The following is a 12,989-nucleotide window of genomic DNA, read 5'->3' on the forward strand; positions in this document are numbered from 1 at the left end:
TATTAAGGTGTTTCTATCCTTTTTATTCAAATAACCCCATGCTTAAATAACGTTCACCTGTATCAGGCGCAATACATAAAACTTTTTTACCAACGCCTAGGCGTTTCGCTATCATGATTGCAGCGTAAACAGATGCTCCAGAAGATGGCCCAACTAATAATCCTTCTTGTCTAGCTAAGTTTCTCATTGTCGTTAAAGCCTCTTCATCTGCAATTTGAATAATTTCGTTATACACTTCTGTATTTAAGTTTTTCGGAATAAATCCTGGGCTTGTTCCTACTAGTTTATGAGGACCTGGTACACCACCGGATAAAACGGGAGATCCTTTCGGTTCCACTACTGCAATATATAAGTTTGGCAATTTCTCTTTTAACGTTTCACCAGTCCCTGTAATCGTTCCGCCTGTTCCTGCCGTTGCAACAAAAGCATCAAGCTCTCCATCCATTTGTTCGTAAATTTCAAGTGCAGTCGTATAACGGTGAATATTCGGATTAGCTGGATTTTCAAATTGTTGCGGGATAAAACTATTCGGTATTTGTTTTTGCAGTTCTAACGCCTTCGCAATTGCTCCTGGCATTCTTTGTTCTGCTGGTGTTAAAACTACTTCTGCTCCGTATGCTTTCAATAAATTAATACGCTCTTTTGACATATTATCTGGCATAATTAAAATCGCTTTATACCCTTTAGCTGCTGCATTCATCGCTAAACCAATCCCTGTATTCCCGCTTGTCGGTTCAATAATTGTATCTCCTGGTTTGATGAGACCATTTTCTTCTGCAACGTGAAGTAAATTATAAGCAGCACGGTCTTTCACACTGCGCGATGGATTAAACATTTCTAGTTTCACATACACATCTGCTGCGTCTTCCGGAATAAATTTAGATAATCGGACGACAGGTGTATCTCCTATTAATTCCGTAACGTTTTCACACAATTTCATAGCGCATCCCCTATTCTATCGTTTTCTTATCACTTGGCAGTAACCATGAAGTGAGTCCAATTAATGGTAGACAACTACATAATAGCATAATAAATTGCAGGCTATATATATCTGCTAATTTCCCAAGAACTACAGCACCTAATGCTCCAAGTCCAAATGCAAGACCTACGATTAATCCTGACACCATTCCCACTTTTCCAGGCACAAGCTCTTGTGCATATACAACAATTACACTAAAACTACTTGAACTAATAAAACCGATACATAAAAATAACGGTACGACCCACACAAGTGAGACATGTGGTAATAACAGTGCAAGTGGCGCTGAACCTAACATTGAAAATACGATGATATTTTTCTTACCAAATCGATCTGCTAACGGTCCTCCGAAGAAAGTGCCTAACACACCAGCAATCATAAATGCGAATACGAAATACTGGGCATTTTTTATAGATAAACCGTAATGCTCTATTAAGTAAAATTGATAGAAATTCCCGATACCAGCACCGTACCAAGAGCGTACAAAAGTAAGAAAAACAAGAAGTATAATAACGAATTTAATGTGTGTACTTACAATTGCATTTTCCGCCTCAAGTGCAGCCCTCTTCTTCCTTCTTACAGCACCGGTTGCTAATTCATTTTTGTACCAATTCGATACGAAAATTAATAATGCAATTCCTACTGCTGCAAATGCTGTAAAACCTAATGAACCAATTTGACCGAGTGGAACGAAAATTAGCGCTGTAAAAATAGGAGCTAGAGAATTCCCCGTGTTTCCCCCAACTTGATAAATTGCTTGCGCTAACCCTCGTTTTGCACCTGCCGCCATATACGCAACACGAGCGCCTTCTGGATGAAAGACTGCGGAACCTAAACCAATAAATAAAACAGAAATAATAACAATAATAAAGTTTGGTGCAAACGCGAGTCCAATCATTCCAAGCATACTTGAAAACATGCCGAGTGGTAATAAAAATGGTGACGGCTTCTTATCTGAATACATACCAAACACCGGTTGCATAATCGATGACGTCATATTTAACGCAAACGCAATCCACCCTACTTGCATATAGGATAAATTCATCGTTTTTTCCAAAATAGGAAACAACGCCGGCACAACTGCTTGCATCGAATCATTTAAAAAATGCCCAAAGCTAATCGCAAATAAAATTCGATATATTGTCGGTGTTTCTACAGTTTTTTTGTGTGAAACTGCCTGCATATGTGAATCTCCCCTTTCTGTACAAAATATATATTTATTACAGTAGGTGTAATAAATTCTGACTTTTGAAACATTTCTATTCTATACTGCTTTCATTTCTTTTTCCAGAAATATAACTTAACTCCCGTCATTGGCTTGCATCCTTGTAACTTTCAGCGGTAAAACAGTACAAAAAAAAGACAACCCAATCACATACTGGGTTGCCTCTTACATTAAATTGCAAAATGCTTATACTTCTCGTAATCACTCGTCTTACATTCTATTTGTAATTTGGTACCTTCGTTTTCGTAACTCGTAGATAAAACGTGTGCATGATTATTGAAATACGAAACTACCTGTCCTTGATCATATGGAATTAACATTTCACACTTCGTATATTCTTTATAGATGTGTGAGCGAATCATTTCTACAAGTTCTTCAATTCCAACATGTTTCTTCGCTGATAAATAAACGCGATCTTCTTGCACTTTCGGAATTTCAACATCTACCATATCTGATTTATTATAAGCATAGATCGTTGGAATATTTTCTACTCCAATTTTCTTTAACGTTTCATTTGTAATATCAATTAATTGTTCATAATTTGGATTTGCGTAATCTACAACGTGAATAAGTAGGTCTGCTTCCGCTACTTCTTCTAACGTTGAACGGAACGCCTTCACAAGATGATGTGGTAATTTACTTACAAATCCAACTGTATCTGTTAATAAAAATGATTTATTATCTGGCAAATCAATATTTCGTACAGATGTTTCTAACGTCGCGAATAACATATCTTTTTCAAATACTTGTTTTTCTTCTGTACCATTATAAATTTCAAGCATTGCATTCATCGTCGTTGACTTTCCTGCATTCGTATAACCTACTAATGCTACAACAGGTATTTCATTTTTCTTACGCTGCTTTCGCTGCGTTTGACGCTGGGCAACGAGCGCTTCTAAATCTTTATTCAAAACTGAAATTTGTTCTTCAATTTTACGACGGTCTAACTCTAACTTCTTTTCACCGACACCTTTATTTTTCGTACCAACGCCGCCGCTCTGTCTCCCTAACGATTCACGAAGACCGATTAAACGAGGCATCATATACTGAAGGTGTGCTACTTCTACTTGTAGCTGTGCTTCTTTCGTTTTCGCACGTTGCGCAAAAATATCTAAAATTAAAATGGTACGATCAATTACCTTACAATCTAAATCCTCTTCTAAATTTCGAATTTGTGAAGGAGATAATTCATCATTAAAGATAACCATATTCGCATCTATTTCTTGTACATACGCTGCAACTTCTTCAATCTTTCCTTTTCCGATATAATGCGATGGATTTACTCGTTGTAAATTTTGCGTTACTTGCCCAATTACCTCTACATCACAAGCTTCCGCAAGATTTGTTAACTCTTCCATCGAATATGCAAAATCATCTTCATTACCTACATTTACTCCAACTAAAACTGCTCTTTGTAATACTTCTTCCATATATTTATTCCTCCATTTCGATTACGTAAAATAAAAAACACAGGTCGCTGCCTGTGTTTTCGTAAACGGATAAGGGTTCACCAAAGAAATAGAAGAAAGCTATGCTTTCATCCTATTTTATAGTCAAAAAGTCCCAAGATTGTATACGTATCCACAGTAAGTGTTCACTTATACAATCCCATTCTATTTATAAAGGCAAAACAAAAAGAGGGCGTATTCGTCCCTCCCTCTTTTTCACATATAAGCTTAATAAAGGGTTCCTTTAAAATAGGCAGACCAATCCCGTTCACTCTGTACACAGACAGAGCCTTTGAGCGCTATTCAATTATTGGCACAAAGTATTGAGACGTAATCTGATTAAGATCAAAGGAAGCCCCTCCGTTCATTTTAAGTTACATAAAGTGTAGCATAAGTAATTCGCTTTCACAAGGTTTAACAACCTATATCACACGAAAGAAAATCTTTATATTTTTACTTTAATCGTCATTTTTTGCGAGTTTTTCTCACAATAAAAATAACAAAAGCAATTATCAATTTTAGAAACTTCTCGTATATTATTTTTACAGCACTCGCCAAATTCCTTCATAGTAAGTTAAGTATTATCGTTTTAATACAACAAAATCTTTATTGACATTTTTATAACCTAATATTAGTATCAGGTTATAAAAATAAAAGTTAGGAGATGTTCCTATGCATTCTAAATCTCGTATTACTGCAATTGGTACTTATGTTCCAGATCAAATATTGTCTAATAACGATTTAGAAAAGATGGTCCATACGAATGATGAATGGATTGTACAAAGAACAGGAATGAAGGAAAGAAGAATCGCTAGCGGCGAAGAATACTCCTCAAACTTAGCCATTAAAGCAATTGAAAATTTATGTACAACATATAAGAAAAACTTAGAAGATGTCGACTGTATCATTGTCGCTACTACTACTGCTGATTACGTTTTCCCTAGTGTTGCTTGCCAAATACAACAATACTTCAACATACCTCATACACTAGCTTTTGATTTAAATGCAACTTGTGCTGGTTTTACATATGGACTACACGTCGGTAATAGCTTAATCACTTCTGGATCACATGAAAAAGTACTTGTCGTAGCGACAGAGACATTATCTAAAGTTACTGATTATACCGATAGAACGACCTGTATTTTATTCGGTGATGGTGCTGGAGCTATTTTATTAGAAAGAGATGAAAACACCCCAAGCTTTATCGCTGCTCACATGGGAACAAACGGTGATGGCGGCATTCATCTATATAGAACAAACTTATCTACTACTATGAATGGCACACCACTGCAAACAAATGAAAAAATCGTTCAAAATGGAAGAGAAGTATATAAATGGGCAACACGCACGGTACCAAAAGGCATAAAAAATTTATTACATACCGTAAATATGCAAGTAGATGATATAGACTGGTTCATACCCCACAGCGCTAACTTACGAATGATCGAATCTATTTGCGAAAAATCTCAAATTCCAATACAAAAAACATTAACGAGCGTGGAATATATGGGGAATACCTCTTCAGTCACCATTCCACTCGCTTTAAATTTAGCTATAAAAGAAGGGAAATTAAATAACGGAGACACACTTTTACTATACGGATTTGGTGGCGGACTTACGCATTTAGGGCTTATTGTAGAGTGGAATTTAATTTAAGTGTATAAAAAGAGGTTCTAGTCAGTAACTAGAACCTCTTTTTCATTTAATTTCTTGCCCCTTTTCGAGACCATATCACAACAGGAATAAGTAATAACGTTAACACGCCTCCAGCCAATGACAATGCCGCATAACTTGAATTCGCTACTACCATACCTGACATTGCTCCACCAGAAGCTCCAGCTAGCGCAATAAAAACATCTATTTTCCCTTGTGTTTTAGCACGTGTAGACGGTGTTGTGGAATCAACGATTTGTGCTGTACCACTTATCAATCCGAGGTTCCATCCTAGCCCAAGTAAAGACAGAGCAACGATTAATAATAATAAAGAATCACTTGGCGCTATCGCAGCTATGACACCCGCTGCAAGTAAAATCACTCCACCAGCTATGCTCATTGTAGTTCGGCCAATTTTATCAATTAACATTCCTGTAACGAGAGATGGAAGATACATTGCACCTACATGAAAACCTATCACAAGTCCTACTGCACTTAAACCGTGACCGTGGTGTCCCATATGAACTGGCGTCATCGTCATAATCGCAACCATCACTATTTGCGTAAGTATCATTACGATTGCTCCAACTGTAATACCTCGTTTATTTTCTTTCGCTTCTTCTATTATTGGTTGTCCTTTATATGTATGTTCCTGTTTATATCTTTCTATTATGTTAGCAATAATCAAAGGATCTGGACGAAGCATAACAAAAAGAACTAGACCCGCCAGTATAAATGCTGCTGCCGATAGTATGAACGGACCTGCAAGTTTAGGAACTCCAATTGAATGAGCAAAACTTCCCATTACCCCTACTAAATTTGGTCCTGCAACTGCACCGAAAGTCGTCATTACCATCGTAATACTAACAGCCGTTGCTCTCTGCTTCTTATCTGCTAAATCTGTACCTGCATAACGAGCTTGTAGATTCGTGGCTGTACCAGCACCGTATATAAGTAAAGAAATAAGTAAAAGAATAATACTATTTGTTAAAGCTGCCATTACAACACCAATTGCTCCAAATCCACCTACTATAAACCCTGTTGCAAGACCTATCCGGCGTCCATATCGTTGCGAAAGCTTCCCTACTATGAAAGCTGCTAATGCCGATCCTAATGTAAACATAGCAGTTGGTAATCCTGCAAACGCATCTGTTCCAAGCATTTGCTGCGCAAGAAGTGCGCCCACTGTAATACCAGCAGCTAGTCCTGCACCGCCAAACATTTGTGAAATGCTGACGATTATTAACGTTCGTTTGTATAGTTTTTGTTGCTCTTCTTCTGTGTACACATGATTATCTATTAAAGCCCCTGCCTTATCTAGCAATTCCCCATCCTCCTTTTAAAATTAATCCCTCTTGTTAATGTACTATGTATAACGTTACATATTCAATGGCATTTTCCATTCCTTCCTTTCATTCTAAAAAACTTTCTAATCATACTCGACTTATCCCATGCTATATTAAAAATACTACTATTCACAATAGGCAAGGAGGAAACAATGAAAAAAACAGTAGAATTATGTGAAGCTTGCAAACATGATCCAGTATATAAAATAGAAGAATCCGATCAAGCAAATCAACCTTATAAATTATGTAACCAATGTCATGAGCGTCTTATTTCGTTATCTTTACATCCTAAAGAATGGTACCACCTTGTAATGATTCACTCACCTTATAAATATTATTTGCATGATAGTTTTTATGAAGAAGATGGTAAAGCGAAGCAACCAAAATTAGAGATGAATGAGCACAAACTTACACCCGTGCCCACTTTAGAAGAAGTTCGCTCTAGTTTAGAGGAATTACTTGATTACACCATGACTAGATGGTTTCTTCAAGAAGCAGAAATTGAAGCTCTTAATAGGTACGATCAAAACGAAGTACTAGATGCTGTTATAAACCGCTTTTCAAACACAATGAATGGTGTAATTAAAACTAGATTACTTGAGATTGTTATATGTGTACTAGGAGAATTCGCCTCAGATTGGATAAGAAAACTGTGGAAGGCATTTGATGAAGATTTACTTGCACCTCTTTCTCACGCTGCAGCTTATTGTTTACCATTTGAAGAAGCCTTTCCTTTAGTAATAGAAAGGCTAAAAACAGTATTAAAAAGTGAGCTTCCGACCACTTCCTTCATTTGTCTGCATTCTTTTCAATCCTCAGAAACATTAGATTGGATAGAGGAACATGCAGTATCATTTCATAACGATTGGGCGCGATTAGCTGCAGTATCACAACTAACTTGGAGACGAATTAAGTCTTGGCTAACAAAAGGACACCCTTTAAGTTTAATAGCACTTGATGCAATGGTTAGCTGTATACCTGCAAATGAAGATGTACTATATGAAATGGCTCCAAAAATTTTATTAGCAGATCCGTCAGAAATAAAGTCAACCTTAATAGCTTACAAACAAAGAGACAATGTTCCAACTGTCAAAAGAAGTGTTGAAACTATTTTAGAAAACAAGACAGAAATATTTCAATACATGAATCCTTTACAAATATCTATCAAAAAGAAACCACAAAACTTTTTAGTTATGGATGGCACAGTACAAATCCATGAAAACAGACTGGATGAATACGTAGACTTCATTAATACAAACAACTTTACTGATGTTTTCATTAATGATCTTAGGTATAGTTTGCACCATATTAATTTTCTTGAACACTGCCCGCAAATTGAAAGCTTACACATTAGTAGTATATATATTACTGATTATTCAGCCCTATATAAATTAAAAAACTTAAAATCTTTATCACTAGAAGAACCACAAGTTCCACTAAACTTAACAGAGCTAGAAAGCTTTACAAATTTAGAGGAACTTCACATAAAGTGTAATAAAAACATTAAAGGCTTCGAATCTTGTCCTAACTTAAAAGAACTATACATTTGGAAATACAAACCGAAACAAAAGAACCTTGAAGAATTAATGTCTTTACAAAAAATTGAAAAACTAAGCATTACACAAGGGAACATTAATTCATTAAAAGGATGTAGGTCATTACCTAAATTAAAGCATTTAGAACTCAATTATTTAAGAAATTTAGAGCATATTGATGAAATTGAAAACAATGCTTCAACTTTAAAACACATCGAATTCGACCATTGCAGTAAGCTTAAAAACCACGAATATTTGCGCTATTTAACGGAATTAGAAACTCTCATCTTATCAAGTTGTGGTAACATACGAAATCTACAATTCATTAAAGAACTACAAAAATTAAAACATTTAAGCTTCGTGGATTCTACGATTATAGACGGAAATTTAGAATCTTGTGTCGGAATTGATTTTGTTGGTTTTAATAATAAAAGGCATTATAGTCATAAATTTAAAGAATTAAATCCAGATTTTTCATACTAACGTAAGGAAAACAGGCTAATAGCAGCCTGTTTTCCTTTACGCTTCTTCTACTATCCTTCCCTTTCTCTTTTTACTCAAAGCTTTCCCTTCCCAAAACAACAAACTTACGAAAGCACAAATTAAAATAATTGGCACACTTGCTTTATATAAATCTGTAAAACTCATAGCCATCTGATTCTTGGCATAATGATTCACATCATTTGAAAATGTGAGTACTTCTTTCTTTATACTTTCCTCTTGTTTTTCAACTTCTTTTGTCACTTGCCTCATAACTTCTTCTCTTTTTACATCTCTATATTCTACTGGAACTTTTCTTAATATTTCATCCGTCTTGTCGCGAATCAATTCTTCCTTTTTCTCTTTACTTAATCCCATTGTCATTGCATTTTGTTTCTTATTTATATTCGACTCTAAACTTTGATTCTCTATTTTCTCTTTAGTCATTTGTAAAATTTCAGTTTGCTCAGTACTATTCACATGAATAGTACGCACCTTTTCTTCTGCATAACGATATACTTTTTCTTTATTTACAGTTAAATTGTGAGTTAAGTTAGAGACAAATATTGCGACTGCCAATACAATTCCAACTTGTCGTAACATTGATACAACACTTTGAGAAGCAGTTAACAATTCTCCTTCAAACGAAGACGCACTTAAAACTGTAATTGGCCCCACTACTAAACCATATCCAACACCTAATATCATACATGGAATAATAATTTCTATATTTGTTGAATGAACATCAATCATTTGCAACCAATAGTAGGAAAGCCCCATAATAAGAAATCCTGACAAAATAATAGTTACTTTTCCGAGTTTTTTAATTAAAGTTGCTGCAACTGGTGAGACAAAAAATATCATTGCTGAAATAGGTGTCACTAAAAAAGCCGCTTCAATTTCCGTTCGACCTTGTAGTTTCGTCAAGAACGTTGGAAGCAATACAGTAACTCCAATTAAAAATAAATTACTTAATATAACAACGATAGACGCTCCGACAAACATTCGATCTTGAAATAACTTTAAATTCACCATTGGATTATGAATCTTTCGTTCTACTAAAACAAATAGAATAAGAGAAATAGTGCTAAGTGCATAACAAGACAAAGCAATATTACTTTGCCATCCCCATGTATTACCTTTTACTAATATGAGAGTAAATGAAAAAATTGCTGTGCTACTTAATAGTAGTCCTATCCAATCTATTTTTGAGATAATACGTTCTTCATTTTTTATTTGTAGCATGATGCAACATAACACGATTCCTATTATACAAACCGGAACATTAACGAAGAACACCCATCTCCATCCTAAATTTTGCGTAATAATTCCACCTATTACTGGTCCCATAGCAGCTGACAATCCTTGTGTTACTCCTAAAATTGCAAGCGCAACATGCCTCTTAGCTAATGGCATAGCTGATACACCAATTACCATACTTGTTGGAAATAAAATCGCTGCCCCAATACTTTGTATAAAACGAGAAAAAATAAGAAAATCACCTGTATTAGCAAAAGCGCAAAGTACCGATCCACCACCAAAAATCACCAGACCCAGAATATACATCTTTGCTTTTCCAAAGATATCAGCTATCCGCCCTAACGGAATGGCAAGTACTGCAATCGTCATTGTATAAACATTTAATACCCAAGACATCTTTTCTAACGAAGTATTTACACTTGATTGTATTGCCGGTAAAGCTATATTCATAATTGTCGTATCAATCATACAAAGAAAGATACCTAGACACATTAAAAAGACAATCTTAATACCCTTTGATTGCTCCATCTTTATATACCCCTTTATTTATTGTGAACGCGTTTTTCATTCTTCTGTTTTATTGTTTTCTTTCGCCTCTAACTCTTCTAATTTTTTCTTCAAAGTCTCCACTTGTGCACTATACGATGCAATACCTACATCTAGTGAAATTTCTTCGACGAAAGTAATACCTACTCTCCACTTTTCATATTTCAATCGAAGATCTGCAATGTACGCTTCTTTTCTTTCAATTTCATCTTTAATCCATTTTTTTATTGTTACATCATCACTATAGTTACCAAAATACATTCTCATTAAAAAATCCGAACGTAAAACATCCTTCTCTACAGGCGTCTGCATGTATTGATAAAACTCTTCACGTCCTTCATCTGTAATAAAGTACATTTTCTTATTCGGTTTCCCCTCTTGCATGACAACCTCTTTTTTTATTTTCCCTTCATTCTCCAATTGTCGTAACGTTGGATAAATCATTCCAAAACTTCCATCAAAAAAGTGAGTAAATACGTCTTCAAACACAATTTTAATATCGTAACCAGACAATTCCTTTTCCATTAATAAACCTAAAACAACATCTCTTCCCTTCAAAGTAAAACCCCACATTATATAATCAATAATCATATTAACAATGTTAATATGATTATTGATTATATACCTTATTCTGTTAATTGTAAAATGTTTCTAAATAAAAAAGCCCCATGATTTGGTTTCACCAATTCACAGGGCCATTTTCTTTTTTACTCTTTCACACCTACATCTTGCAAAACTTCAATATCCTCTTTCATTTCATAATAATAAGAAGGCAATTCTATACCATGTTCTAAGAAATAATCCTCAATGAATGAAATAATAATTTTTAACGTTTTCACACGAGCATACAATTTATCGTTACTTTCAATAATATGCCACTTCGCATTTGGCTTACTTGTTTTTTCAAACATGTCTTCCATCGCTTCAACATATTCATCCCATTTTTCACGATTACGCCAATCTTCGTCTGTAATTTTCCATCTTTTCAAAGGATTTTTCTCTCTATCTTTAAATCTCTTTAACTGTTCCTCTTTACTTATATGGTAGAAGAACTTCCCCATTATGTAATGGTCATCTGTTAGTAGTTTTTCAAAATCATTAATCTCATCATATGCTCTCATCCACTCTTCCTTTGTAGCAAAACCTTCAACACGCTCAACTAACACACGACCGTACCATGAGCGATCAAAAATAGTAATTTGCCCGTACTGTGGAATTTTTCGCCAGAAACGTTGCAAATAATGGTAACGTTTTTCATGAGGTGCAGGCGCTCCAATTGGATCTACTTGGAACCCACGTGGGTCAAGATGTTCCGTCACCCGCTTAATTGCCCCACCTTTACCAGCCGCATCCCATCCTTCCATAACAAGCATAACCGCGATTTTTTCTTCTTTCAAAATTTGTTGTAATGCTAATAAGCGCCTTTGATATTTTTCTAATTTCTTATTGTACTTAGATTTTGATTCAATTTTTTTCGTTAAGTCTACTTTAGCAAGATGTCCATTTTCCATAAAACAAATCCCCCTTGTTGTATGACAATGTTATTTTAACATATTTTTGGTAATTTTTTCATATCCTAAATAGCTGTGTAGAAACATCTCTACACAACTTCCTCTCTAATTTCACAATATACAAGCACATTTAACTACATTAAAATAAATAATTTATACGGAATTCTTAGTATATTCTTTTTATTAAAACGTAAAAATAGCCCTTTTAAAAGGGCAGTAATCTAAGTATAGAAAAACAAATTTATTCTTTCTTACTTCATACGTAATTATGCTAGCTATAAGAGTAGTGAATAAGATATTGATTCACTACTCACAACAACCACTTTACATTATATGGTATATTAACTCATAAAAAGAAGATAATAACAAGTAAATCCATTAAAGAATGGGAGCTCTCAAAAAATGAAACGAAAAATATTAACTCTCTTTACGCTTATATGTTTAGCACTACCAATGCAAGCTAGTGCTTACACATTTCAGTCACTACCGATTGCATCAAAGTCTAAACAATGGTATGTCGAAATTGATAAATCTCATAACTCAAACAAGCAAGCAATCCAGCCGAAACAAGGTGTATTTGATACGTATAGTTTACTCGTAAAAAACATCGGTCATGATGTATCAAACGTATCCGTGGAAATACTTGATAACAATCCTACCTCTAAGGCTACCTTTAAACCTACTACACCTAATGAAAATATTTCTAAAAGTCATACAAGCTTTGACTACATGGTATTCCCATTAGACTTTAATAGTCATAATTTTAAAGTTGTGATCACTTGGGAAGAAAAGAATTTCTCTTATAACGGCCATCCGGTAAATGAAGGTAAAAAAATGAAACAAACATTTGTATTTAATGAAGAATAAGTCCTAATTTCTTTAGGGCTTATTCTTCTTTTTTGAAACCTGCTTGTATCGCTTCCGTCACTTCTTTTGTGATTTCTAATTTTGTTGCTTCCATACTAATTTTTTTGTGCCAAATATGTATGGAAGGCTTTTCATTACA

The 12,989-nt window shown here is 34.7% G+C and carries 10 protein-coding genes; 3 read left to right on the top strand and 7 right to left on the bottom strand.

The features are described from left to right. Positions 1–22 precede the first annotated feature (22 nt). The 3 genes from cysK to hflX form a co-directional block, all read right to left on the bottom strand. On the bottom strand, positions 23–940 hold the full coding sequence (cysK, locus tag IQ781_RS06615) for a cysteine synthase A (protein WP_000762273.1): 918 nt from the start codon (positions 938–940) through the stop codon (positions 23–25). A 10-nt stretch (positions 941–950) separates the two neighbouring features. Then, on the bottom strand, positions 951–2,162 hold the full coding sequence (locus IQ781_RS06620; protein ID WP_001149398.1) for an MFS transporter: 1,212 nt from the start codon (positions 2,160–2,162) through the stop codon (positions 951–953). Positions 2,163–2,374: 212 nt separating this feature from the next. Next, positions 2,375–3,634, bottom strand: a complete 1,260-nt coding sequence (gene hflX / locus IQ781_RS06625; RefSeq protein ID WP_000393283.1) for a GTPase HflX — start codon at positions 3,632–3,634, stop codon at positions 2,375–2,377. Between the two features lie 690 nt (positions 3,635–4,324). On the opposite strand from hflX, the gene IQ781_RS06630 reads away from it, so the two are divergent. Next, positions 4,325–5,308 (top strand): ketoacyl-ACP synthase III, encoded by a 984-nt coding sequence (locus IQ781_RS06630; RefSeq protein WP_000555760.1) that lies wholly within the window; start codon positions 4,325–4,327, stop codon positions 5,306–5,308. A gap of 46 nt (positions 5,309–5,354) precedes the next feature. Here the strand turns inward: IQ781_RS06630 and IQ781_RS06635 are convergent, their stop codons facing one another. Then, a complete protein-coding gene (locus IQ781_RS06635; protein WP_063219838.1) occupies positions 5,355–6,629 on the bottom strand; it encodes an MFS transporter in 1,275 nt (424 codons plus the stop codon). Between the two features lie 174 nt (positions 6,630–6,803). Here IQ781_RS06635 and IQ781_RS06640 point away from each other — a divergent pair, with 174 nt between their 5' ends. Beyond that, the gene (locus IQ781_RS06640; protein ID WP_063219837.1) at positions 6,804–8,669 is read left to right on the top strand and encodes a leucine-rich repeat domain-containing protein; all 1,866 of its coding nucleotides are present in this window, start codon (positions 6,804–6,806) and stop codon (positions 8,667–8,669) included. 36 nt (positions 8,670–8,705) lie between these two features. Here the strand turns inward: IQ781_RS06640 and IQ781_RS06645 are convergent, their stop codons facing one another. The 3 genes from IQ781_RS06645 to IQ781_RS06655 form a co-directional block, all read right to left on the bottom strand. Then, positions 8,706–10,454: an MDR family MFS transporter gene (locus tag IQ781_RS06645; RefSeq protein ID WP_063219836.1), complete on the bottom strand. Its 1,749-nt coding sequence runs from the start codon at positions 10,452–10,454 to the stop codon at positions 8,706–8,708. 36 nt (positions 10,455–10,490) lie between these two features. Then, the gene (locus IQ781_RS06650; RefSeq protein ID WP_000678333.1) at positions 10,491–11,030 is read right to left on the bottom strand and encodes a PadR family transcriptional regulator; all 540 of its coding nucleotides are present in this window, start codon (positions 11,028–11,030) and stop codon (positions 10,491–10,493) included. A 149-nt stretch (positions 11,031–11,179) separates the two neighbouring features. Continuing rightward, entirely contained in the window at positions 11,180–11,983 is an 804-nt protein-coding gene (locus IQ781_RS06655) for a polyphosphate kinase 2 family protein (protein WP_000427315.1), read from the bottom strand. A 402-nt stretch (positions 11,984–12,385) separates the two neighbouring features. On the opposite strand from IQ781_RS06655, the gene IQ781_RS06660 reads away from it, so the two are divergent. Continuing rightward, entirely contained in the window at positions 12,386–12,850 is a 465-nt protein-coding gene (locus tag IQ781_RS06660; RefSeq protein WP_000823337.1) for a hypothetical protein, read from the top strand. The last annotated feature ends 139 nt before the right edge of the window (positions 12,851–12,989 follow it).

The sequence above is a fragment of the Bacillus sp. N447-1 genome (assembly GCF_022701035.1).
Classification (GTDB): Bacteria; Bacillota; Bacilli; order Bacillales; family Bacillaceae_G; genus Bacillus_A; species Bacillus_A cereus.

Bases quoted from the DNA above. Each gene is read 5' to 3' on its own strand.
- cysK (WP_000762273.1), bottom strand. From the start codon at position 940: ATGAAATTGTGTGAAAACGTTACGGAATTAATAGGAGATACACCTGTC.
- IQ781_RS06620 (WP_001149398.1), bottom strand. From the start codon at position 2,162: ATGCAGGCAGTTTCACACAAAAAAACTGTAGAAACACCGACAATATAT.
- hflX (WP_000393283.1), bottom strand. From the start codon at position 3,634: ATGGAAGAAGTATTACAAAGAGCAGTTTTAGTTGGAGTAAATGTAGGT.
- IQ781_RS06630 (WP_000555760.1), top strand. From the start codon at position 4,325: ATGCATTCTAAATCTCGTATTACTGCAATTGGTACTTATGTTCCAGAT.
- IQ781_RS06640 (WP_063219837.1), top strand. From the start codon at position 6,804: ATGAAAAAAACAGTAGAATTATGTGAAGCTTGCAAACATGATCCAGTA.
- IQ781_RS06645 (WP_063219836.1), bottom strand. From the start codon at position 10,454: ATGGAGCAATCAAAGGGTATTAAGATTGTCTTTTTAATGTGTCTAGGT.
- IQ781_RS06655 (WP_000427315.1), bottom strand. From the start codon at position 11,983: ATGGAAAATGGACATCTTGCTAAAGTAGACTTAACGAAAAAAATTGAA.
- IQ781_RS06660 (WP_000823337.1), top strand. From the start codon at position 12,386: ATGAAACGAAAAATATTAACTCTCTTTACGCTTATATGTTTAGCACTA.